This is a genomic window from Mycobacterium sp. NGS18 (genome assembly GCF_059813185.1).
The window spans coordinates 277,694-298,596 of record NZ_JCALEC010000004.1; the positions used below are offsets into that span (position 1 = coordinate 277,694).

Annotated in this window: 23 protein-coding genes; 9 read left to right on the plus strand and 14 right to left on the minus strand. The window is 69.0% G+C overall.

Translation table 11 applies throughout. The features are described from left to right. The 4 genes from AC5Y31_RS10425 to AC5Y31_RS10440 all read right to left on the minus strand — a co-directional run bounded on the left by AC5Y31_RS10425 (window position 1) and on the right by AC5Y31_RS10440 (window position 3,592). Complete coding sequence (locus AC5Y31_RS10425) at window positions 1-738, minus strand: MlaE family ABC transporter permease (protein ID WP_109401185.1); 738 nt, start codon at window positions 736-738, stop codon at window positions 1-3. A gap of 298 nt (window positions 739-1,036) precedes the next feature. Continuing rightward, window positions 1,037-2,644 (minus strand): fatty-acid--CoA ligase FadD5, encoded by a 1,608-nt coding sequence (gene fadD5, locus AC5Y31_RS10430; RefSeq protein ID WP_499980144.1) that lies wholly within the window; start codon window positions 2,642-2,644, stop codon window positions 1,037-1,039. After that, complete coding sequence (locus AC5Y31_RS10435; protein ID WP_065023720.1) at window positions 2,641-3,090, minus strand: SRPBCC family protein; 450 nt, start codon at window positions 3,088-3,090, stop codon at window positions 2,641-2,643. Before AC5Y31_RS10435 ends, fadD5 begins: the two co-directional genes overlap by 4 nt. 34 nt (window positions 3,091-3,124) lie before the next feature. Further along, entirely contained in the window at window positions 3,125-3,592 is a 468-nt protein-coding gene (locus AC5Y31_RS10440; RefSeq protein ID WP_065023721.1) for an acyl-CoA thioesterase, read from the minus strand. 14 nt (window positions 3,593-3,606) lie between these two features. Between AC5Y31_RS10440 and AC5Y31_RS10445 the strand changes: the two genes are divergently transcribed. After that, window positions 3,607-4,710 (plus strand): alcohol dehydrogenase catalytic domain-containing protein, encoded by a 1,104-nt coding sequence (locus AC5Y31_RS10445; protein ID WP_065023830.1) that lies wholly within the window; start codon window positions 3,607-3,609, stop codon window positions 4,708-4,710. Here the strand turns inward: AC5Y31_RS10445 and AC5Y31_RS10450 are convergent. The 7 genes from AC5Y31_RS10450 to AC5Y31_RS10480 are packed head-to-tail and all read right to left on the minus strand — an operon-like array spanning window position 4,700 to window position 11,102. Then, on the minus strand, window positions 4,700-6,172 hold the full coding sequence (locus tag AC5Y31_RS10450; protein WP_499980150.1) for a flavin-containing monooxygenase: 1,473 nt from the start codon (window positions 6,170-6,172) through the stop codon (window positions 4,700-4,702). The genes AC5Y31_RS10445 and AC5Y31_RS10450 overlap by 11 nt on opposite strands. Then, window positions 6,154-6,885 (minus strand): SDR family NAD(P)-dependent oxidoreductase, encoded by a 732-nt coding sequence (locus AC5Y31_RS10455; RefSeq protein WP_499980152.1) that lies wholly within the window; start codon window positions 6,883-6,885, stop codon window positions 6,154-6,156. Before AC5Y31_RS10455 ends, AC5Y31_RS10450 begins: the two co-directional genes overlap by 19 nt. After that, window positions 6,885-7,637: an HpcH/HpaI aldolase family protein gene (locus AC5Y31_RS10460; RefSeq protein WP_499980155.1), complete on the minus strand. Its 753-nt coding sequence runs from the start codon at window positions 7,635-7,637 to the stop codon at window positions 6,885-6,887. The genes AC5Y31_RS10455 and AC5Y31_RS10460 overlap by 1 nt, the downstream gene beginning before the upstream one ends. Beyond that, window positions 7,634-8,602 (minus strand): zinc-binding dehydrogenase, encoded by a 969-nt coding sequence (locus AC5Y31_RS10465; RefSeq protein ID WP_499980159.1) that lies wholly within the window; start codon window positions 8,600-8,602, stop codon window positions 7,634-7,636. The genes AC5Y31_RS10460 and AC5Y31_RS10465 overlap by 4 nt, the downstream gene beginning before the upstream one ends. Before the next feature lie 3 nt (window positions 8,603-8,605). Next, entirely contained in the window at window positions 8,606-9,778 is a 1,173-nt protein-coding gene (locus AC5Y31_RS10470; protein ID WP_499980357.1) for a cytochrome P450, read from the minus strand. Between the two features lie 50 nt (window positions 9,779-9,828). Next, window positions 9,829-10,545 (minus strand): NIPSNAP family protein, encoded by a 717-nt coding sequence (locus tag AC5Y31_RS10475; RefSeq protein ID WP_499980161.1) that lies wholly within the window; start codon window positions 10,543-10,545, stop codon window positions 9,829-9,831. Then, on the minus strand, window positions 10,545-11,102 hold the full coding sequence (locus AC5Y31_RS10480; protein WP_082966337.1) for a hypothetical protein: 558 nt from the start codon (window positions 11,100-11,102) through the stop codon (window positions 10,545-10,547). Before AC5Y31_RS10480 ends, AC5Y31_RS10475 begins: the two co-directional genes overlap by 1 nt. A gap of 145 nt (window positions 11,103-11,247) precedes the next feature. Here AC5Y31_RS10480 and AC5Y31_RS10485 point away from each other — a divergent pair, with 145 nt between their 5' ends. Next, a complete protein-coding gene (locus AC5Y31_RS10485) occupies window positions 11,248-11,931 on the plus strand; it encodes a DUF427 domain-containing protein (RefSeq protein ID WP_499980162.1) in 684 nt (227 codons plus the stop codon). Here the strand turns inward: AC5Y31_RS10485 and AC5Y31_RS10490 are convergent. Beyond that, window positions 11,926-12,825, minus strand: coding sequence for an acyl-CoA thioesterase (locus AC5Y31_RS10490; RefSeq protein WP_499980164.1), 900 nt, complete (start codon window positions 12,823-12,825; stop codon window positions 11,926-11,928). The genes AC5Y31_RS10485 and AC5Y31_RS10490 overlap by 6 nt on opposite strands. Before the next feature lie 108 nt (window positions 12,826-12,933). Between AC5Y31_RS10490 and AC5Y31_RS10495 the strand changes: the two genes are divergently transcribed. From AC5Y31_RS10495 to AC5Y31_RS10505, 3 genes are read left to right on the plus strand one after another with little or no spacing between them, the layout of a single operon-like run. Beyond that, window positions 12,934-13,752, plus strand: a complete 819-nt coding sequence (locus AC5Y31_RS10495) for an SMP-30/gluconolactonase/LRE family protein (protein ID WP_065023833.1) — start codon at window positions 12,934-12,936, stop codon at window positions 13,750-13,752. An 11-nt stretch (window positions 13,753-13,763) separates the two neighbouring features. Next, complete coding sequence (locus tag AC5Y31_RS10500) at window positions 13,764-14,570, plus strand: thioesterase family protein (protein WP_499980169.1); 807 nt, start codon at window positions 13,764-13,766, stop codon at window positions 14,568-14,570. Between the two features lie 50 nt (window positions 14,571-14,620). Next, the gene (locus AC5Y31_RS10505; protein ID WP_065023730.1) at window positions 14,621-15,154 is read left to right on the plus strand and encodes a TetR/AcrR family transcriptional regulator; all 534 of its coding nucleotides are present in this window, start codon (window positions 14,621-14,623) and stop codon (window positions 15,152-15,154) included. On the opposite strand, the gene AC5Y31_RS10510 is transcribed toward AC5Y31_RS10505, so the two are convergent. Beyond that, window positions 15,155-16,498 (minus strand): FAD-binding oxidoreductase, encoded by a 1,344-nt coding sequence (locus AC5Y31_RS10510; RefSeq protein WP_499980358.1) that lies wholly within the window; start codon window positions 16,496-16,498, stop codon window positions 15,155-15,157. Window positions 16,499-16,547: 49 nt separating this feature from the next. Between AC5Y31_RS10510 and AC5Y31_RS10515 the strand changes: the two genes are divergently transcribed. Then, window positions 16,548-17,450 carry an alpha/beta hydrolase gene (locus AC5Y31_RS10515; RefSeq protein ID WP_499980170.1) on the plus strand — a complete coding sequence of 301 codons (903 nt, stop codon included), beginning with the start codon at window positions 16,548-16,550 and terminating at the stop codon, window positions 17,448-17,450. Here AC5Y31_RS10515 and AC5Y31_RS10520 read toward each other — a convergent pair. After that, window positions 17,431-18,111: a TetR/AcrR family transcriptional regulator gene (locus tag AC5Y31_RS10520; protein WP_065023835.1), complete on the minus strand. Its 681-nt coding sequence runs from the start codon at window positions 18,109-18,111 to the stop codon at window positions 17,431-17,433. The two genes, AC5Y31_RS10515 and AC5Y31_RS10520, sit on opposite strands and share 20 nt — an antisense overlap. 131 nt (window positions 18,112-18,242) lie before the next feature. Between AC5Y31_RS10520 and AC5Y31_RS10525 the strand changes: the two genes are divergently transcribed. From AC5Y31_RS10525 to AC5Y31_RS10535, 3 genes are all read left to right on the plus strand, one after another. Next, window positions 18,243-18,386: a hypothetical protein gene (locus AC5Y31_RS10525; protein ID WP_109470697.1), complete on the plus strand. Its 144-nt coding sequence runs from the start codon at window positions 18,243-18,245 to the stop codon at window positions 18,384-18,386. A gap of 97 nt (window positions 18,387-18,483) precedes the next feature. Further along, on the plus strand, window positions 18,484-19,299 hold the full coding sequence (locus AC5Y31_RS10530) for a tyrosine-protein phosphatase (RefSeq protein ID WP_499980172.1): 816 nt from the start codon (window positions 18,484-18,486) through the stop codon (window positions 19,297-19,299). An 80-nt stretch (window positions 19,300-19,379) separates the two neighbouring features. Further along, window positions 19,380-20,903 (plus strand): PE-PPE domain-containing protein, encoded by a 1,524-nt coding sequence (locus AC5Y31_RS10535; protein WP_499980173.1) that lies wholly within the window; start codon window positions 19,380-19,382, stop codon window positions 20,901-20,903.

Consider the following 20,903-nt stretch of genomic DNA (forward strand, 5'->3'; position numbering starts at 1 on the left):
TCAGGTCCCCGTTCCGAACTTCACGCCGATGGTGGTCAGCACCACGTTCACGGCGAACAGCGCAAGAACGCAGAGCACCACCGTCTCGTTGACGGCGGTCCCGAGCCCCTTGGACCCGCCCCGAACGGTAAGACCCCGATAACAACCGACCAAGCCTGCGATAAGCCCGAAGACACTGGCCTTAACCGTTGAGATGACCACCTCGGGCAACCCGGTCAGCAAGGTCAGCGTGGACAGATAGGCGCCGCCGGACACGTTCTGCAGGTAGACACCGAACAGGAAGCCGCCGGCGAGGCCGATCACGATCACCAGAGCGTTGAGCAACAACGCGACCACGGTCGCGGCGATCACCCGGGGCACCACCAGCCGGTGGATCGGGTCGATGCCGAGCACCTCCATCGCGTCGATCTCCTCGCGGATGGTGCGGGCGCCCAGGTCCGCGCAGATCGCGGTGGAGCCGGCGCCGGCGACCACCAGCACGGTGACCAACGGCCCGAGCTGGGTGACGGCCGCGATGCCCGCACCGGCGCCGGAGACGTCGGCAGCACCGAACTGCGCCAACAGAATGTTCAGGGTGAAGACCAGCAGCACGGTCAGCGGGATGGCGACCGCGATGGTCGGGATGATGGCAACACTGGTGATGAACCAGCCCTGCTGAAGCGTCTCGCGCCATTGGAACGGCGGTACGAACAGCGCACGCGCGGTCAGCGCGCACATCCGGAAGAACCCGCCGACCATCACCAGCGGCGGCAGCAGCCGATCACGGGCGAAATCAGCCAGGCGGGGACGCGCAGGAGCCGTCACAACAACCCCCTCACCGGAGACCCCGCGTCACGACGCAGCAAGGGATCGCGTCGCACAGTGGCTTCTCCGTCCGTCCATGTTCCTACGAGACCCGCGTCACCATAGCGGCCCAAGGTGCCGTTGGCGACCATCGGACCATACCTGATGACTGCGTGAGGATGGCATCGATTCGGCGCAACCTACACAGGTTCGCTACCGGACAGTAACGTGCCGCCACCTCAACGGTAGGGCGCTAGCCGGTATCGGTTGTGGCGGTGACCGACTCGGCTCCGGGGGCCGTTCGGTAGTTAATGCGCAGTTCGGTTTTGAGCACCTTCCCTGCCGGGTTGCGCGGCAGGGCGTCGACGATCTCGAGCGCCTTCGGGTGCTTATAACGCGCCAGTCGCTCGGTCAGATAGTCCTGGAGGTCGGCCAAGGCCAGATCGGGCCGGGTGACCGCGGCGATCGCGATCGGGACCTCGCCCCATTGCTCGTGCGGGCGGCCGATCACGGCGACCTCGGCGATGTCGGGGTGACCGGCCAGGACGTTCTCCACCTCGGCGCAGTACACGTTCTCGCCGCCGGAGATGATCATGTCTTTCTTGCGGTCGACCACCCAGACATAGCCTTCGGCGTCCATCCGGACCAGATCCCCGGAGTGGAACCAGCCGCCGGCGAACGCCTCGGCGGTGGCTTCCGGGTTGTTCCAGTAGCCGCTCATCAGGGTGGGGGCCCGGTAGACGATCTCCCCTACCTCACCGACGGCGACGTCGTTCATGTTCTCGTCGACCACCCGCGCGGCGACGGTCGGGATGACGGTGCCGACCGAGCCCAGCTTCCGGATGGCGTCCTCGCCCAGCAGCATGCAGGTGACCGGCGACATCTCGGTCTGCCCGAATGCCGCCAGGATCTTGGTGTCCGGGAAGGTCTCGGCCATCTGGCGCAGCAGGCTGTCCGACGCCGGGGCGGCACCCCAGGACATGGTCCGTAACCGGATGTCGCGCGGATTGGCCTGCTGCTCGGCGCAGACCGCCTGCCACTGGGCCGGCACCAGGAAGATGCCGGTGACCTTCTCGGCGGACAGCACGTCGAGCAGTTGGCCGGCGTTGAACGCACCGAGCGCATTGATCACCGTCGGAATACCCAGCCACATGCCGGGCAGCAGGTTGCCGACGCCGGCGATGTGGAAGAACGGCACCCCGATGAAAGCGACGTCGCCTTGACCGGTCCCGGCGGTGTAGAGGGCGGTCATGGCCTGGCCGGTGAGGTTGGTATGGGTGAGCACCGCGCCCTTGGGCCGGCCGGTGGTGCCCGAGGTGTACATGATCAGGGCCGGCGAATCGTTGGGAATGTCCACCGGCGAGTGCGGTTGCCCGGTCTCGGTGATCAGGTCCTCATAGGCGATCAGCCCTTCGCCGGCCTCGCCGGCCACGACCACCGTTTCCAGCGTGTCGGTCAGCTCGCGCACGCCGAGGGCCACCGGCAGCAGCGCCGTCTCGGTGACCAGCACCCGCGCCTCGCAGTCGGTGACCAGATAGGCGAGCTCGGACGGGGTGAGCCGGAAGTTCACCGGGACGGCGATCGCGCCCAGCATGTTCGCGGCCAGCACCGTCTCGACGAATTCGGTGCGATTGAGCATCAGGATCATCACCCGGTCGCCGGCGCCGACACCGCGGCGGCTCAGGGCGTCGGCCAGCGCGCCGACCCTTTTCCGCAGCTGCGCCCACGTCGTGGTCCGGCCCAGGAACCGCAGCGCCGGGACGTCGGGCTGCATCAGCGCGTGCCGGTCCAGTTGGTTGACCCAGTTCTGGCGTCGGGCTCGATACGGCTGCTCAGCGGGATCGGTTGCCGGGTGGGTCAATTGGACCCTCCCGCCGCCAGTTCCTCGGCGCGCCGTTTGAGATTGTCGGCCAGGTAGTCCAGGACGTTGCTAAAGGCCTTCTTGACCATCGGCTTGGGCATCGCCATCTCGGTCTCGACGTCCATGTCGACGGTGAGCAGCGACGTGGCCCCGATCTCGACCACCGAGAACAGCTGCTCCTGCTTGCTGAACAGGTCGCCCTGCTGCAGCACGGTCTGGATCTGGGTGGCGCTGGGGTAGTACACCGCCTGGATGAAGGTGCCGTCGAAACCCGAGTACGAGGCGTCCAGGCGCAGCTGGCTGGGCCGGCCGTCGTCGTAGCGGGCCAGCACCCACAGTCCTTTGACCTCGTCGTTCCACTGGGGGTACGCCTCGAAGTCGGCGACGATCCCCATGACGGTGGCGGCGTCGGCGGCGACTTCGACGGTCTTGCTCACGAGCGGCATTGGGCGAGCATATCCATCGGCGAACCGCGCGACGCTAGACCTGGGCGGTGGCCAGCAGTGCCCGGATGCCGTCGGGGATCGGCACCGGTCGCCGGGTGCTGCGGTCGACGTAGACGTGCACCCAGTGCCCGAGCGCGGCCAGCGGGGCCGGGTCTGCCTCTTCATCGGGGGCCCGGAACACCGCCAGGCGGTAGGTGACGCTGCTGCGCCCCAGCCGGGTGACCGCCAGCCCGACCGCCAGCCGGTCCGGGAAGGCCAGTTCGCCCAGGAAACGGCAGCCCGACTCGGCCACCACCCCCAGCTCCGGCATGCCGACCGGATCGACGTCGGGGGCGTTGGCGGCGATCCACCCGTTGATCGCGGTGTCGAACAGCTGGTAGTACACCGCGTTGTTGAGATGGCCGAACATGTCGTTGTCGGCCCAGCGGGTCAGCACCGGCCAGTGCACCGGAAAGTCCTGGCTGGTCAACCCTTCCGGGGCAGGCGGGACCGCGGCATTCATGGTTGTATTCCAGCATGGTTGCCATCCGCGGCGCGGTGCTGGAGCGGATCGGGGCGCCACGACCGTATGCCCGGTCTCGGCCGATCACGGTGACCGAGCTGGAGCTGGCGCCGCCGGGACCGGGGGAACTGCTGGTCCGAGTGGAAGCCGCCGGGGTCTGCCATTCCGATCTGTCGGTGGTGGACGGCAACCGGGTGCGGCCGGTGCCGATGCTGCTCGGCCATGAAGCGGCCGGCATCGTCGAGGCGATCGGTGACGGTGTCCACATCGCGCCCGGGCAGCGGGTGGTGCTGACCTTCCTGCCCCGGTGCGGGCATTGCCCGGCGTGCGCCACGGAGGGCCTGACCCCCTGCGAGCCGGGCAGCGCGGCCAACGGCGCGGGCACCCTGCTCGACGGCGGGATCCGGCTGCGCCGGGCCGGGCAGCCGGTCTTCCACCATCTCGGTGTCTCCGGTTTCGCCACCCATGCGGTGGTCAGCGCGACCAGCGCCGTGCCGGTACCCGAGGATGTGCCGCCGTCGGTGGCGGCGTTGCTCGGATGCGCGGTGCTGACCGGCGGCGGCGCGGTGCTCAACGTGGCTCGCCCGGTGGCTGGGCAGACGGTGGCGGTGGTCGGGCTCGGCGGGGTCGGGATGGCGGCGGTGCTGACGGTGCTGGCGCACGACGGGGTCGAGGTGATCGCGATCGACCAGCTACCCGAGAAGCTCGCGGCGGCCAGCGGTCTGGGCGTGCAACGCACCTACACGCCGCAGCAGGCCGTCGACGCCGGCGTGCGCGTACCGATGGTGATCGAGGCGGTCGGTCATCCGGCCGCGCTGCAGACCGCGATCGATCTGACCGCGCCCGGGGGCCGCACCATCACCGTCGGCCTGCCGGCACCCGATGCCCGGATCAGCCTGTCCCCGCTGGGCTTCGTGGCCGAAGGCCGCTCGCTGATCGGCAGCTATCTCGGCTCGTCGGTGCCCGCCCGGGACATCCCGAAGTTCGTCGCGCTGTGGCGCGCCGGCCAACTGCCGGTGCAACAGTTGGTGTCGGCGACCATCACCCTTGATGACATCAACGAGGCGATGGACCGGTTGGCCGACGGCACCGCGGTGCGCCAGGTCATCACGTTCTGACCGGGTCGGGTTCGAAGACGAAGTCGGCGGCCCGGAAGCGGCGGGTCATCGCCCAGAAGGCGCCGGCGCTGCGCGGCCACTGGGTGACCACCCGGCCGTTGGCTGCCCGGAAATAACTGCTGCACCGCGTGGTCCACACCGTGCCCTGCATCCAGCGGTCGATCTTGGCGACGAACGCGGCCAGCGCGGCGGGCCGCACCGCGACATAGGTTTTGCGCCGGCGCCGCAAATGTTTGAGCACCCGGACGATGTAGCGCGCTTGGGCTTCCAGCACGAAGATGACGCTGTTGGAGCCGACGTTGGTGTTGGGTCCGTAGAGCATGAAGAAGTTGGGGAACCCGGGCATCGCCATGCCCAGGTAGGCGCGCGGCCCGTCGCGCCACGCCTGCCGCAGACTGGCGCCCTCGCCCACCACCTCGATCTGGCCGAGGTAGTCCGTAGCGGCGTACCCGGTGGCGCAGACCACCACGTCGACGTCGCACTCGGTGCCGTCCTCGGTGACCAGGGATCGCGAGCGCAGGGCCTTGGCCGGGCTGGTGACCACCTCGACGTTGGGGCGGTCCAGCGCGGGCAGGTAGTCCGAGGAGAAGACCAGCCGTTTGCAGCCCAGCGGGTGGTCGGGGGTCAGCGCGGCGCGGAGCCGTTGGTCGGTGACGGCGCGCTCCAACAGCTTTCGTGCGGTGGCGGTGAACTCGGCCGTCTTGTCGCTGCCGTTCTCGATCACCGAGATGTTCGCCTCGCTGCGCAGCCACAGCCGCATCCGGTACAGCCGCTTGGCCAGCGGGACGCGGGTGAACGCCCAGCGCTCTCGCGCGCTGTAGCGGCGATCCGGTTTGGGCAGGATCCAGGTCGGCGACCGCTGCACCGAATAAACCTTCTCGGCGACCCGGGCCAACTCCGGCACCAGTTGCGCCGCGGTGGAACCCGTTCCGAGCACGGCGATTCTGGCGCCGTCGAGTCGCACCGAGTGATCCCAGCGCGCCGAGTGCATGACGGTGCCGGTGAACGGCTGCTCCTCGGCCAGGTCGGGCAGCACCGGCTGGGTGAACAGGCCGACCGCCGAGACCACGACGTCGTACCGGTGCTCGTTGCCGTCGGTGGTGGTCAGACACCATTGCCGTCGATCGTGTTCCCACACCGCGGAGCGGATCTCGGTGCGCAGCATCAGGTGCGGCCGCAGACCGTGATCGGTGGCGCAGCGTTCGAAGTACGCCAGGATCTCGGGTTGCTTCGACCACTGCCGCGACCAGTGCGGGTTCAGCTCGAAGGAGTAGGAGTACAGGTGCGATTTGACGTCGCACGCCAGCCCCGGATAGGTGTTGATCCGCCAGGTGCCGCCGACGCCGTCCTCCCGGTCGAAGATGGTGAAATCGGTGAAGCCCGCGCGCCGCAACAGGATTCCCAGCGCCAACCCGCCGGGCCCGGCACCGATGATGCCGACACTCAGCGAATCTGCAGGCATTGGCCGCCGTCCACGATCAGTTCGGCGCCGGTGATGAACGACGCCGCGTCAGACACCAGGAAGGCGACCGCGTCGGCCACCTCGCCCGGTCGGCCGAGCCGTCCGGTCGCGGCCACCGCGGCAAGCCGCTGCTGGGTGCCCGCATCGAGCATCGGGGTGGCGATCGGTCCGGGAAAGACCGCGTTGACCCGGATCCCGGCCGTCGCCAGTTCGGCGGCGACGGTCTGGGTCAGGCCGCGCAACGCCCACTTCGACGAACCGTAGGCGCTGTGCTGCGGAAAGGGCCGGATCGCCCCGGTGCTGCAGGTGTTCACGATGGCGGCGCCCTCGGCGGCGCGAAGTTGCGGCAGGGCCGCCTGGACGCCCAAGAAGGGTCCGAGACAGTTGACCCGCCAAGCGTTTTCGAAAGCCTCCGGGGTTTCGTCGGCGATCGCCGCCCGGTGCAGGGTGCCGGCGTTGTTGATCAGCGCGGTCAGCGCCCCGAAGCGTTGCACGGTCGCTGCCACCGCGGCGTCCCATTGCGCCGGGGAGGTCACGTCGAGCGCGACCCCGATCACCGCGTCATCGTCCCGCGCACTGATCGCGGCCCCCAGTTCCGTTTCGTTGATGTCGCAGGCGGCGACGGCGAACCCGTCGGCGCGCAGCCGTTCCACGATCGCCCACCCCTGGCCGCGGGCGGCGCCGGTAACCAAAGCCACTCGCGGTTGCCCCATCAGTGGCTGCCTCGAGCCTCGTTGAGATGCTCGAGCGCCCCGCACCGTAGCGCCTGGGATTCGGCTGCCAGCGTGATCATCTGGTAGCCCAGCCTGGCCAAAGTGCGTCCTGCCGCACCGGACCCGCCGTGTACTGCGGCGATCACCCCGGACTCCAAGGCCGCGCGCTGGATCCGGGTCATCGCCTCCCGCAGGTCGGGGTGGGTGGTGGCCTGGGCGACGTCGACGCCCATCGAGACCGCCAGATCGGCGGGCCCGACGTAGACCCCGGCCAGTCCGGGTACCGCGCAGATCTGCTTCACCTCGTCCAGTGCGCCGGCGGTTTCGATCATGGCGAACACGTCCGCCCGCGACTCCAAGGCGGTCAGGTCACGGCCCAGCGCGGGCCGCAGCGGACCGAAGCTGCGGACTCCGGCCGGTGGGTAGCGCGCGGCGGAGACCGCGGCCGCCGCCTGTTCGGCGGTTTCGATCATCGCGATGATGACCGCGTCGGCCCCGGCGTCGAGCACCCGGCCGATCGGCGCGGAATCGGCATTCGGCAGCCGTACCGCCGTGGCGATCGGCAGGTGTTCGACATAGCGCAGCATTTGTGCGATCGCGGCGTCGTCGAGGTAGCTGTGCTGGGCGTCGAAGCCCACGTAGTCATAGCCCGCCCGGGCGAATTCCTCCGGCCCGAGCACGGTCGGGCCGGTGATCCAGCCGCCCCACAGCGGTGTCTGCTCGGTCAGCGCGGTACGCAACGCCGACATCATCCGACGATCGCGATCTTGATGCGATCCGGCACCGGACGGGACGCCAATTCGAAGGCCGCCTGCGCGTCGTCGACACCGAAGACATGGGTGACGTAGTTGCCCAGCAGGTCGGGGTGCTCGGCGGCGAATTTGCTTGCGGCGTCCAGCATCCGCGCGCGGTCCCGGGTCACGCCGGAGATCAACGTCAGATTGTTGCGCAGCATGGTGCGCATGCTGATCGGGTAGCTGTCGTCGTCGGGGACACCGAAGTAGAAGACGGTGCCGCCGGGCGCGACGGCGTCGATGGCGTGGCTCAGGGTGGCGACCTGGTGGCCGACCGCCTCGATCACGATCTCCGGCCGGTCGCCGGCGTCGAGGTGATGCACCCAGCGGTCGCTGGTGGACTGCACCACGGTGTCGACGCCGAATGCGGCGGCGACAGCGCGCCGGTCGACCGGGTCGACGCCTGAGACGCGGCGCGCGCCGGCGGCTTTGGCGACCGCACTGAACAGCAGACCGATCGAGCCCTGCCCGAGCACCGCCACATGGCGGCCGGCCAGGTCGGGAAGTTGTTCGACGGCGTAGAGCACACACGCCAGCGGTTGCAGACCCACCGCGTGCTCGGGCGCCAGCGTCGGGTCGTGGCCGGCGAGCCCGTCGCCGTCGGCGATCACCCGCTGCATCAAACCGTCGAAGCCCGATGCCCAGCCGACGACACGGTCGCCGGGGCGGTGGCGCGGGTGCCGGCTGGCGATCACGTCGCCGACGATCTCGTGGATCGGGAAGCCGTTCTTCTCCGCCGCGCGGGCACCGCTGTCCCCGGGCAGTCTGCCCTGCGCGCCGCGGAAGGCGGGCAGGTCGCTGCCGCACACGCCGGCGGCGACGAACGCCAGCAGCACCTGGCCCTCGTCGACCTGGTCCTCGGTGAGCTCGGGGACGTCGATCCGCTCGAATGCATAGGGCGCGATCAGCCGGTGGGCCCACATGTTTCAGACCTCCACCGGGATGGAGTTCCAGCCCCACTGGAAACTCGACGGCAGCCTGGTCGCGCCGTCGTCGACGATGCGGTAGTCGCCGACCCGGCGCAGCCATTCGGTCACCAGCACAGTGACTTCCAGGCGCGCCAGGTGGTAGCCGATACAGAAGTGCTGTCCGCGGCCGAAAGCCAGCGACCGGGTAATCGGGCGGTTCCATCGGAATTCGTCGGGCTCGGGGTATTGGCGCTCGTCGCGGCTGGCCGAGGCCAGCAGCGTGATGATGCGCTGTCCCGGCGCGATGGTGGTGTCGTGCAGCGTGAAGGGTTTGCGGGCGGTGCGGGCGAACCACTGTGCCGGGGCGCAGAAGCGGATCATCTCCTCGCGGGCCAGTTCCACGCTGCTCAGGTCGGCTCGTACCTCGGCGAGTTGGTCGGGACGGCGCGCCAGCTCCCACAGCCCGTGCGCGACGATCTTGGGCACCGTCTCGGTGCCGCCGATGAAGATGCACAGCAGCTGGGTGGCGGCTTCGACGTCGTCGAGGGGGCGACCGTCGGGCAGCCGGTAGCGCAGCATCCCGTCGACGATCGAAAGGTCGTCGCGCGCATTGTCGGCGCGCCGGGCCTGTACGGCCGGGATGAGGTACTGCAGGTAGTTGGGCCGCGCCGCGGCAGTGTCGACGCCGCTGCCGGCCTGCGCCAGGCTGCCGGCGTTCACCGCGGCCAGCACGTCGGCGGCCAGCTCGAGCGGGATGCCCAGCAGCTCGCACACCACCTGGGCCACCACGATTCCGCCGTAGTCACCGGTGAGGTCGAAGCGGCCCTGCGGCAGCAGCTCATCAAGGCGCTGATTGGCCAGCGTGCGGATCCGCTCCGCCCAGTCGGTCACCGACCGGGGCCGAAACGCCGGTGACTGCAGCCGGCGGATGTCGTCGTAGATCGGTTTGTCGAAGACGGCGTGAAACGGCAGCGGTGTCAGCGGCGGATCCGGCACCGGTCCGGTGTTGTGTTGCGCCAGTACGTTGGCCGCGGGCAGGGTGCCCTCGGAGGCGACGAACGTGCCGTCACTGACCGCGAGCACCTCCCAGATGTCGTCGAACCGGGATAGCGCATACAGATCCCATTTCGGCACGTAGTACACCGGATGGTGATCGCGCAGCACGCGGTAATACGGCAGCGGGTCGGCCATCACCGCCGGATCGAACGGGTCATACGAGAAGTCCTCGTCCACAACTGTTTTCACGCGGCGCCTCCCTGGAGCGGGGAGGGCGGCAGCGCCTGCAGGATGGAGTCCTCCCAGCCGTCCCGCAGTGCCGGGGCCACGCTCATCCAGGTCACGATCTCAGCCGGCGGCTGGTCCTTCCAGGACGGGTAGTGCTGCGCGAAACAGTCCCAGTCGCCGTCGAGCGCCCAGTAATGGATCACCTCGTTGAAGCGGAACGTGGTGGTGAACGAACCGAGCCAGCGTTTGCCGGTGCGTTCGGACCAGGGCACGTACAGTCGCTCCAGTTCCCGGATGTAGTCATCCTGGCGACCGGGCTTGGTCTGCATGATCTCCTGAATCACCAGGCTGGCATCGAAGCCGATGTCGCAGAGTTGCGAGAGGGTCTTGTTGTGCGGACCGGGATACATGATGCGGCCCTCGCCGGAGGCGCCGATGCCGGCGAGGTAGGCCGACCACTCGGCGGCGGAGCGTTCGTGGCTACCGCCGCGGCCCTGCGCCCGACCGATGCGGGCGTAGTCGGCGAAGGCGTCGATCTCCCAGAGCACCGTGGCCTGCGGCCAGTGGCCGTTGTAGCGGGTGGTCTCCCACACCGCGAACAGTCGCGCGCCCAGCTCGCTCATCATCGGCTGGTAGATCTCGGTGAACGCACCGGTGAAGTCTGCGGTCAGGCCGCGGCCGAGATCGATCGTCTCGTGCAGATACAGCAGGGTGTGGTCGTAGTGCTTGCGCATCAATCGACCGGCATCAGATCGGAACTGACCGGCAGGCAACGCTTCTGGTCGCTGCGGAACAGCTCCGGAGCGTCGATCCGGCCGTCGGTCCGGGCGTCGGCGGCCATCAGGGCTTGGCGCTTGAAGGCCCGGCCCGCCACGGTCAGCACGTGGCGCACCGCGCTGAGTCGCTGATTCACCGCCATCGGCCAGCCTTCGCCCCACAGCACGACCTCGGTGACACTGCGCCGCAGCGCCGACTGCACCCGCCGGCAGATCCGGGGATCTTCGGCGAAGGCGTCGGTGAGAACCGCCAGGCCGTGTCCGGCCGCGTCGCCGGTGGCTGCGGCCAGCTCGGTCTCCAGGTCCGCGGTCTGCACGCCGAGGATCTGCAGCGGCCGGAGGTCCTGATGCGGGGGCAGCAGGACGTTGACGTCCCACCCGGTCGCCACCCGGTGATACAGCCACCCTCCGGCCGCCTGCACCAGGGCGGTGACATCGAGCGCGATGACATCGAGGCGATAGCGCAGATGCGGATCCTCGGCCGGCGGGTCCAGCGCCGCAGCGGTGCTCGTCATCGCATCATCCCAGCTTGTCATGAGAATCCGGTGGGCATCACCGGGCCCGGCGGGTACCGCCCAGCCGCGTGACGCAACTCTTGGGAGATATTACAGTTGAGGCCTACTTTGTAAAGTCACAATCTGAACAAGGGGGTGCGGCGAAATGAGTCTGGTTGCCGGGCGCGGCCCGCTCAGCATCGAGCGCGCCGGCTGGTTCTCCCCCGAGATCGCCGGAGATCTGGTGTACGTCGAACCGCACCCCCGCCGGGTGCAGGCGGTCCGCGCTGACCGCATCATGCTGGACACCGACCGCGTCCTGCTGGTGCACCGCCGAGGCCACCCACTGTCCTACGCCTTTGCCGCTGAGACCGTCGGCGATCTGCCACACCAAGCCGTGCCGGAGGCACCGGGGTTCGTCCACGTCCCGTGGGATGCCGTGGACACCTGGTTCGAGGAGGGCCGCGAGCTGGTGCACTACCCGCCCAATCCCTATCACCGGGTCGACTGCCGGCCCACCCGGCGCGCATTGCGGGTGCAGGTCGCCGGCGTGCCCCTGGTGGACACCGACCGCACCGTGATCGTGTTCGAGACCGCCTTGGCGCCACGGCTCTACGTCGCCCCCGATCTCGTCCGCACCGATCTGCTGCAGCCGTCGCCGACTTCGACCTACTGCAACTACAAGGGCTACGCGAAATACTGGTCTGCGGTCGTCGGCGACACCGTCGTGCAGGACGTGGCCTGGTGTTACCCCGAGCCGCTACCCGAAAGCCTGCCGATCGCAGGGTTTTTCAGCTTCGACCTGCCCCGGGTCGACGGATACGCGCAACTTCCACCGGGTGGGCTATAGCCGCGCTTGCTCGGCGATCTTGTTGTCGCTGGTGCGCAGCGGGCGGATCAGGCCGTCCTGGGCGAAGGAGGCGATGAGGTCGCCCTCCTCGGTGTGCACGGTGCCGCGGACGTACGACATGCCCGCGCCCACCTGGGTGCTCTCGTGCCCGTAGAGGATCCAGCCGTCCCAGCGCACCGGTTCGTGGAAACTCACCGTGACGGTCATCGGCGCGGTGGACACGGTCAGATGTGACCGGCTGGTGCCGATGCCGGCGTGTGCGCGCATCGTGGTCGAGATGCCCAAATGGCCGGTGAAATAAGCGATCAGCGCCTTGGCGAGGTCGTCGCGAGCGGGAATGGGGTCGTAGTGCAGCCAGGCGTAGAGCTCCGGCGGTCCCACCTCGTCGGGACTGTTGACGTCGACGACATCGACCAGGCGCACCTGGCGGCCCTCCATCGGCATCGCGCAGGGGTTGGCCTGCGCGGGTGAGGCGACGTCCGGGCGGGGCAGGTGGTGGGTGATGACGTCGGCCGACGGGACGTCGGCGAGCACCGTCATCGTCGCGCAGCGCTTGCCGTTCTGCAGCACCGAGATGACCGCGGTGGCCGTCGAGCGGCCCTCGTTGACCACGTCGATGGTGTACTCCGCCGGCGCACCCACCAGCACGGCCCGGGCGAACACCGCATGCACGGATCGGATCGACTTGTCGCCGAAGCGTTTCGCCGCCCCGACGATGGCCTGCGCCAGCAACTGGGTGCCCTCCACCACCTGCCGTTCGTCGTCGCCGGCGAGGCCGGTGGCACCGGTGAACCGGTCCGGGCCGTCCGTCGTCACCTCGAACAGGTCCAGCAGGCCGCTGACCGACCAGTGCGCGGTGGGGGACTTCTCGATGTTGTCGGTGGCCTCTACCATTCCGCGAGCGTGACATTTGGGGTGCGTTTTGTAAAGTGGTCCTGGTCGCGTCCACAACCGCAGGACCGGAGGGCAACCCTGGTGAACCTTGCCGAGACAAGCTCGCCGCTGTCGGCGGCCCCGCTGGCCGGCGGCTTCTGCTTCGGTGAGGGCCCGCGCTGGTTCGAGGGCCTGTTGTGGTTCTCCGACATGCTTGGCGAAGCGATCCACACCGTTGATCTGCAGGGCTCGATGACCACGGTGCCGCTGCCCGGGCACACCCCGACCGGGCTGGGGTTCCGCCCGGACGGCTCGTTGCTCATCGCGTCCGCCGAGGACCGCCAGGTGCTGCACTACGACGGCGACACGGTGACCACCCTGGCCGACCTCAGCGACCTGGTGCCGGCCAACCTCGGCGACATGGTGATCGATGCGAACGGGTGCAGTTACATCGGTTCGCAGGCCTACACCGGTGGCGTGATCGTGCGGGTCGATCCGGACGCACGTGTGCACACCGTCGCAGGAGACCTCGACTTTCCCAACGGGATGGTGATCACCGCCGACGGTGGCACGCTGATCGTCGCCGAATCGATGGGCCGCCGGCTCACCGCATTCACCATCGGCGCCGACGGTGGCTTGCATGACCGCCGGATCTTCGCCGACACGCTCGACGGGCCGCCCGACGGCATCGCCCTCGACGCGGCCGGCGGGGTCTGGACGTCGATGACGCTGGCCCACCAATTCGAGCGGATCATGCAGGGCGGCACCGTCACCCACCGCATAGACGTCGGCGACCGGGCCGCGATCGCCTGCACCCTGGGCGGGCCGCAGCGCCGCACCCTGTTTCTGCTGTCCAGCACCGACGCCTACCCCAAGCGGCTGATCGGGACCCGCGAATCCCGCTTGGACATGGTGACCGTGGAGATCCCCGGCGCCGGGCTGCCCTGAAAGGCGAACCCATGAGCGAGTCCTACTACGAACTGCTCGACGCCGCCGACCCGCGGGGGGAGAAGTTCGGAGCCACCGACCTGGTGCGCGGTACCTGGTCGGCCCAGATCCAGCACGCCGCACCGGTTTCGGCGCTGCTGGTGCGCGCTCTGGAGCGCCAGGCGGCCCGCGACGACACCCGGCTGAGCCGCGTCACCGTCGATCTGCTGGGCCCGGTGCCCGCCCAGGGTGCGCTGTGGGTCCGCGCGCAGGTCGACCGGGCCGGCACGCAGATCGAACTGGTCAGCGCCGAGATGCTGGCGCCCGGTCCCGACCAGCGTCCGCGGCCGGTTGCCCGCGCGACCGGATGGCGGCTACAGACCGTGGACACCGGTGACGTCGCGCACGCCGCGGCCGCCCCGCTACGTCCGGTCAGCGAGGCCGGCAGCAACAACATGCAGGCGAACTGGGATCGCAATTACGTGCACAGCCTGGACTGGCGGTGGCTGACCACGCCGCTGGCGCCCGGCGCCGGCGAGGCCTGGATCTCACCGATCGTCGACCTGGTGGCGGGCGAGGCGATGACCCCGCTGCAGCGGCTGTTCGCGGTGGCCGACGACGCCAACGGCGTCGGAACCAAACTCGACATCAGGAAGTGGACGTTCCTCAACACCGACCTGGTGGTGCACGTGCACCGGATCCCCGACGGCGAGTGGATCGGGATCCGCGCCGAGACCAGCTACGGACCGGACGGCATCGGCACGACCATCGGCACCCTGTTCGACGAGCAGGGCGCCGTGGCGGGTATTCAGCAGTCGGTGCTGGTGCGCCGGCGCTGATCGGCCGGTGAACCGGCTGACACTGTCACTATTTTTTGTAAAGTCTCCCTATGACCCGCAGCACGGTGGACGGCCCCGACAGTTCGACCCGGCAGCGGATCCTTGCGGCCACCGCCGAAGTCCTCGGCCGCAACGGGATGACCAAGCTCAGCCTGTCCGAGGTGGCCGCCCAAGCCGGGGTGTCACGCCCCACCCTGTACCGGTGGTTCCCGTCGAAAGAGGAACTGGTCTCGGCGTTCTCCCGCTACGAGCGGCACATCTTCGACAGCGGCCTGAGCAAGGCCACCGAGGGCCTCAAGGGCACCGAAAAACTCGACGCCGCACTGCGTTTCATCGTCGACTACCAACACTCCTCCACCGGCGTGCGGATGATCGACATCGAACCCAAGCATGTGCTCGGCGACTTCTCCCGGATCATCGTCCCGATGCGCGAGGGGCTGCAGCGGATGCTGTCCGGTCCGGATGCCGCGGTGAAGGCGGCGGCGGCCATCCGGATTGCCATCTCGCACTACATCATTCGCAGTGACGACTCCGATCAGTTCCTCGCCCAGCTGCGCCAGGCGGTGGGCATCAAGCACCGCTAGCTAGGCGAAGAGCACCGCGGCGTTGAGGTAGCCGGTCGGATCGAACGCTGCCTTGAGCGTGCGCATCGCGGCGATATCGGCCGGCCCACGCGACATCGACAGGTAGGCCCGCTTGCGGCTGCCCACCCCGTGTTCGGAACTGACGTTGCCGCCGCACTCGGCGATGAGCTCCATCATCGCCGCATACAGCCCGGGTTCGGCCGCGGCCGAGCAGCGCAGCACGTTCAGGTGCAGGTTGCCCTCGCCGATATGGCCGAACAGCACCGGCAGCGCCTCGGGTGCGTGCTTGCCCACCACGGTGCTCGCCGCTGCGGCGAATCCGGCGACGGCGGCCAGCGGCAGTGAGACGTCGAATTTCAGCGGCGGGCCGAAGGCCCCCAGCACGTCGGCCACCGCCTCACGCACCCGCCAGAGCCGCTGCCGGGTGGCGGTGTCGACGCCGACCGCCGGCTCGCCGGTGCAGGACACCTGCTGCTGCAGCAGCCCAAAGAGGCGATCGGTCTGGTCGGTGTCACCGGCCAGCTCCACCAGCAGCAGCCAGTCGCCGCCCACCGGCGCGCCGACGCCGAGCCGCTCCCCGGTGAGCGCGGCCACGCGGGCGTCGATCAGCTCCAGCGTTGCGATCCCGTCCAGATCGCGGAAGAGGCGAGCGGCCTCCACCAGGGCGTCGAGGCCGGTGAAGCCGCAGACCGCGGTGACCCGGTGCGCCGGTGCCGGGTGCAGCCGCAGGTCCAGGCCGGTGATGACACCCAGGGTGCCTTCGGCGCCGACGAACAGCGCCGGCAGGTTGTAGCCGGTGTTGTCGGCGCGTACCGCGCTGTGCCGTCGCAGCAGCGAGCCGTCCGGCAGCGCCACCTCGACGCCGAGGACCTGCTCGGCCATGTTGCCGTAGTGCACGGTGTACAGCCCGCCGGCGTTGGTCGAGGCCATCCCGCCGACGGTGGCGGTGTCGCGGGCGGTCAGGTCGACACCGAACAGCAGGCCGGCTGTCGCGGCCGCATGCTGCACCGCCGCCAGCGTGACACCGGAGCCCACCCGCACCCGGCGCTCTGTCGCGTCGACGTCACCGACGGTGTTCAGCCGCTCGGTGGACACCAGCACGTCATCGTGTTCCGGAACGGTGCCGGCCACCAGCGAGGTGCGCCCGCCTTGGACGGTCACGTAGGCGCCGGCGTCCCGGCAGACCCGCAGCACCGCGGCGACCTCGTCTGGCGATCCCGGCCGCACCAGCGCAGTAGCCCGGCCCCTATAGCGGCCGGTGTAGTCGACGCTGCGCCCGGCCAGCACGTCGGGATCGTCGGTGACATAGCCGGAGCCGACCACCTCGGCCAGGCTCTGCAGCAGACGCGCTGTCACCGCCCCGGTGTACCACATCCGCGCTACCTTTCTCCCTATGGCTACCCGCGAAGACGTCTCCTTCCGATCCGGCAAAGAGCCCGTCAGCGCCTGGCTGTACCGGCCCGATGACGCCGCGAGCGCTACGGGGGCGCCGCTGCTGGTCATGGCGCACGGACTGGGTGCGGTACGCACCATGCGCCTGGACGCCTACGCCGAGCGGTTCGCCGCGGCCGGCTACGCCTGCCTGGTCTTCGACTACCGCAACTTCGGTGACAGCGGCGGCGCGCCACGCCAACTGCTCGACGTGGGCATGCAGTTGGCCGACTGGGCCGCAGCGGTCGACTTCGCACACACCCTGGCCGGTGTGGACCCGGCTCGAATCGGCTTGTGGGGCACCTCGTTCAGCGGCGGGCACGTCATCGCCACCGCGGCACGACTACGGGTGGCGGCGGTGGTGGCGCAGTGCCCGTTCACCGACGGGATCGCCTCGGCGCGCACCATTCCGCCGTTGACCACCGCTCGGGTCTCTGTGCTGGCAATGCGAGACCTGGCCGCGGCCCGGCTCGGCAACCCGCCGGTGATGGTGGCCACCGCCGGACGCCCCGGGGAGGTCGCGCTGATGACCACGCCGGACGCCTACCCGGGCTACCTGAAGCTGATGCCGGAGGGGCGGCCGGTGCGCAACGAGGTCGCCGCGCGCTTGGGAATGAAGATCCTCACCTACCGCCCCGGCCGCATGGCGGCCAAGGTGGCCTGCCCGATCCTGTTCTGCGTCTGCGACACCGACTCGGTCGCCCCGGCGGGCCCCACCCTGCGCTACGCGGCCAAGGCTCCGCGCGGAACGATCAAGCGGTACCCCGAGGGGCACTTCGACATCTACGTCGGCGACGCCTTCGAGCGGGTGGTCGCCGACCAGATCGAGTTCCTGGACGAGCACCTCAAAGCGCGGGCTGCTTAGAGATCCCCGGCTCACCGTTACCGAGCGGCGATTCGACGCGGATCGCCTCGTCGCGGATCAGCCCGCGCAGCAACGCCGTACTGAACTCCGCGGCGATCTCCTTGGCGCTGCGCCGGCCGCTGGGCCGCAACCAGCGGTAGGCCCCCAGCGTCATCCCGATGTAGCCGAGCGCCAGCACATGCGAATCGCACTGATAGAACTCGCCGCTGGCGATACCCCGGTCGATCAGGCCGTGCACGTGCTCATAGACCTGGGCCTCCTTCTCCCGGACCTCGGCGACCTGTTCGTCGGTGAACCACTCGGTGATGTAGGGCTGCTCCTGGAAGTAGACCGCCGCGCCCTCGGGGTTGACGGCGATCTGGTCGAGCAGGCGCACCGTGTACTGGTACAGCGCTTCGCGCGCGGTCCAGGTCGGGTCGTCGTGGACGGCGGCCAGCGTGCGTTCGGCGGCCTGCTGATAGATGTCGTAGAGGATCAGCGACTTGCTCGCGTAGTAGTGGTAGACGGTCGCCTTGTTGAGGCCGACCACGTCGGCGACGTCGTCCATCCGGGTGCCGTGGTATCCGCGGGCGGCGAATAGCTTGGTGGCGACCGCGAGCAATTCCTCGCGCCGGGAGGGCCCTTGGGCGGAGTTCCCCGACCCGCCCTTGTCGTTTGGCATGCGCACTCGCTATTCGGCCGCCGGAGTCATCCGGTCTCAATCAACTGGTTGGAAGGATTCTATGCAGTCCGGTGTCGGACCGTTGACGAGCCGACTAAACTGGGTGCAATCCAAGCTGAGGGGTTGATGACATGGGTCCTGGTTACGGTTACGATCCGAATCCGGATTACGAGATTACCGACGAAGCTGAGTTCTTTTTCAAGTACCTGACCTGGGGTTTGCGCGGTGTCGACGGGGGCGGTGGTTACCCCCCGGCGAACTACCCGCCGATCTGATCCCACGAGCGCACGCACCGGCCCCCGATCCGTCCCGGATCGGGGGCCATTTGCGTCTCCCGACGAGGCCATCTACGCCGTGTCTTATCGTGGCCCCGTGACCTCCCAGCCGGAACTGCCCGGGGCGTGGAATTTTCGCGATGTTTCCCAGACCACCGGCGCACTGCGCCCGGGCCGGCTGTTTCGGTCCAGCGAGCTGAGTCGCCTCGACGATCGCGGCCGCGAACAGCTGCTGCGGATCGGGGTCTCCGATGTCGCCGACCTGCGGTCCCCGCGGGAGGTGACGCGTCGCGGACCGGGCCTGGTGCCCGACGGGGTCGATATCCACCTGCTGCCCTTCCCCGATTTGGCCGGCGATCAGTCGCCGGACAGCTCGTCGCCGCACGAGGACGCCTTCCGCAAGATGATGGCCGAGAAGCCCGACGCGGACTCGGCCGCCGACGTCGCCGCCCGCTACATGCTCGAGGAGTATCAGCGTTTCCCCACCCTCGGCGGATCCCGCCGGGCGGTGCAGCGGGTGGTGTCGCTGCTGGCCGCGGGCCGGCCGGTGCTGGCGCACTGCTTCGCCGGCAAGGACCGCACCGGGTTCGTCGTCGCGGTGGTGCTGCAGGCCGCCGGGGTGGCCCGGGACGCGGTGGTGGCCGACTACCTGCGCAGCAACACCGCGGTACCGATCCTGCGGGACCGGATCATGGACATGATCCGGCAGCGGGCGGAGGACGAGATCACCCCGGAGGTACTGACCTTCACCGAGGCCCGGCTCTCCGACGAGGTGCTCGGCGTACGCGCCGACTATCTCGAGGCCGCACACCGCTCGATCGAGCAGAACTTCGGCTCGCTGGAGGGCTTCCTGCATGCCTGCGGGGTTACCGATGCCGAGCGGGAGGGTCTGCGCGCCGCGCTGCTCGGCTAGGAATCGCGCCGAAATTCCCCCTTGCCACCGGCTAGCCGGAAAGTTAACGTCGGAACCTAGGTTTATCTAGGGGGTTTCTCATGAAACTTGCACACCGCCCCTATCAGATGATCGGCTGCGCCCTGATCGGCGCCGGCATCGTCGTGGTCAGTCCGATAGCACCCCCCGAGGTGCAGCCGGCGGCCGTGCGGCTCACCGCCGGCGATCCCCCCGTCCCCTCGATCGGGCTGGTGATCGGCGGCAGCGGCGTACCCATCCCCGGAGCCGGCTATGTGGATGCGGCGAACGGGCTCTACATCGACAATCCGCTGCATCCCATCTATCCCGGCACCACCTACCCCGGGGTGCTCGCGAACGGCGTCTTCACGCCGGAGGGGCTCTACCCGCTCGACGGCATCAACGTGTTGCGCTTCAACTACCCCAACGATGCCAGCGGCTTTCCCTCGCAGACCACCTCGGTGGGCCAGGGCCTGACGATTCTGGACGACTGGATCAAGGCCAACAATGCGGCCGGAGCCACCACCACCGTGTTCGGGTACTCGCAGAGCGCGACCATCGCCAGCCTGGAGATGGAGAAGCTCCAGGGCGAAGGCCTCGGCAGCTCGCCCGTGCAATTCCTGCTGATCGGCGACCCGAGCGCGCCCAACGGCGGCATCCTGGAGCGCTTCAGCGGCTTCGAGACGACGTCGGGGCAGATCCACGATCTGCCGCTCAACCTGCCGAGCCTGGGCTTCAGCTTCGACAGCGTGACCCCCTCGGATGCCTTCCAGACCACGATCTACTCGATGGAGTACGACGGCTTCACCGATTTTCCGCGCTACCCGCTGAACTTCCTGGCCGATCTGAACGCCTTCCTGGGCATCCGGACGCTGCACGGCACGTACCTGAACGGGGGCGTGGACGGCAGCGGCCCGACCGCCGAACAGATCGCCGACGCGCACCTGCTGCCGGGCTCGGCGTCGCTCGGCACGCCGGGCAGCCTCACCGACTACTACATGATCGACCAGACCGCACCACTGGTGGCGCTGCTGCCGAAACCGCTGCAGGACCTGCTGGGTCCGGCCCTGACGTACCTGATCAACCTCGGCTACGGCGACGGCGACTTCGGCTACTCGACCGCACCGGCCAACGTGGCCACGCCGTTCGGGCTGTTCCCCGACGTCGACCCGACGACAGTGTTCAACGATCTCGTCGACCGGGTTGAGCAGGGCTGGACGGCGTTCCAGGCCGACCTGGCCGATCCGGCGTCGCTGATGGCGGCGTTCTCGCCCGCGGTCTCGGAGGCCGTCACCCACACCGCGGCGACGACCCTGCCGTCGTTGTCCGACATCATCGACGCGTTCACCAGCGCGACCTCGGCGATCAACGGCGCGCTGTCGGGGACGTCGGACATCGCCAACGCCCTGCTCACCAGCGTGCCGTCCTACGACCTGAGCCTGCTCACCGCCAACCTGCAAAACGGTGATCTGCTCGATGCCTTCGGTCTGCCGTTCGCGGCCAACACCGCGATCTACACGCTGGCGGCAGGTTTCGAGCTCCAGCTCATCACGAACACGATCTCGGAGATCAACGCCGCGTTCGCCGGTCTCGGCTTCTCCGGCTAG

What these genes read in the sequence shown, in the direction of transcription:
- AC5Y31_RS10425 (WP_109401185.1), bottom strand. Translation starts at nt 738, where the DNA reads ATGGTCGGCGGGTTCTTCCGGATGTGCGCGCTGACCGCGCGTGCGCTG.
- AC5Y31_RS10435 (WP_065023720.1), bottom strand. Translation starts at nt 3,090, where the DNA reads ATGCCGCTCGTGAGCAAGACCGTCGAAGTCGCCGCCGACGCCGCCACC.
- AC5Y31_RS10440 (WP_065023721.1), bottom strand. Translation starts at nt 3,592, where the DNA reads ATGAATGCCGCGGTCCCGCCTGCCCCGGAAGGGTTGACCAGCCAGGAC.
- AC5Y31_RS10445 (WP_065023830.1), top strand. Translation starts at nt 3,607, where the DNA reads ATGGTTGCCATCCGCGGCGCGGTGCTGGAGCGGATCGGGGCGCCACGA.
- AC5Y31_RS10450 (WP_499980150.1), bottom strand. Translation starts at nt 6,172, where the DNA reads ATGCCTGCAGATTCGCTGAGTGTCGGCATCATCGGTGCCGGGCCCGGC.
- AC5Y31_RS10455 (WP_499980152.1), bottom strand. Translation starts at nt 6,885, where the DNA reads ATGGGGCAACCGCGAGTGGCTTTGGTTACCGGCGCCGCCCGCGGCCAG.
- AC5Y31_RS10460 (WP_499980155.1), bottom strand. Translation starts at nt 7,637, where the DNA reads ATGATGTCGGCGTTGCGTACCGCGCTGACCGAGCAGACACCGCTGTGG.
- AC5Y31_RS10465 (WP_499980159.1), bottom strand. Translation starts at nt 8,602, where the DNA reads ATGTGGGCCCACCGGCTGATCGCGCCCTATGCATTCGAGCGGATCGAC.
- AC5Y31_RS10470 (WP_499980357.1), bottom strand. Translation starts at nt 9,778, where the DNA reads ATGGCCGACCCGCTGCCGTATTACCGCGTGCTGCGCGATCACCATCCG.
- AC5Y31_RS10475 (WP_499980161.1), bottom strand. Translation starts at nt 10,545, where the DNA reads ATGCGCAAGCACTACGACCACACCCTGCTGTATCTGCACGAGACGATC.
- AC5Y31_RS10480 (WP_082966337.1), bottom strand. Translation starts at nt 11,102, where the DNA reads ATGACGAGCACCGCTGCGGCGCTGGACCCGCCGGCCGAGGATCCGCAT.
- AC5Y31_RS10485 (WP_499980162.1), top strand. Translation starts at nt 11,248, where the DNA reads ATGAGTCTGGTTGCCGGGCGCGGCCCGCTCAGCATCGAGCGCGCCGGC.
- AC5Y31_RS10490 (WP_499980164.1), bottom strand. Translation starts at nt 12,825, where the DNA reads ATGGTAGAGGCCACCGACAACATCGAGAAGTCCCCCACCGCGCACTGG.
- AC5Y31_RS10500 (WP_499980169.1), top strand. Translation starts at nt 13,764, where the DNA reads ATGAGCGAGTCCTACTACGAACTGCTCGACGCCGCCGACCCGCGGGGG.
- AC5Y31_RS10505 (WP_065023730.1), top strand. Translation starts at nt 14,621, where the DNA reads ATGACCCGCAGCACGGTGGACGGCCCCGACAGTTCGACCCGGCAGCGG.
- AC5Y31_RS10515 (WP_499980170.1), top strand. Translation starts at nt 16,548, where the DNA reads ATGGCTACCCGCGAAGACGTCTCCTTCCGATCCGGCAAAGAGCCCGTC.
- AC5Y31_RS10520 (WP_065023835.1), bottom strand. Translation starts at nt 18,111, where the DNA reads ATGCCAAACGACAAGGGCGGGTCGGGGAACTCCGCCCAAGGGCCCTCC.
- AC5Y31_RS10525 (WP_109470697.1), top strand. Translation starts at nt 18,243, where the DNA reads ATGGGTCCTGGTTACGGTTACGATCCGAATCCGGATTACGAGATTACC.
- AC5Y31_RS10535 (WP_499980173.1), top strand. Translation starts at nt 19,380, where the DNA reads ATGAAACTTGCACACCGCCCCTATCAGATGATCGGCTGCGCCCTGATC.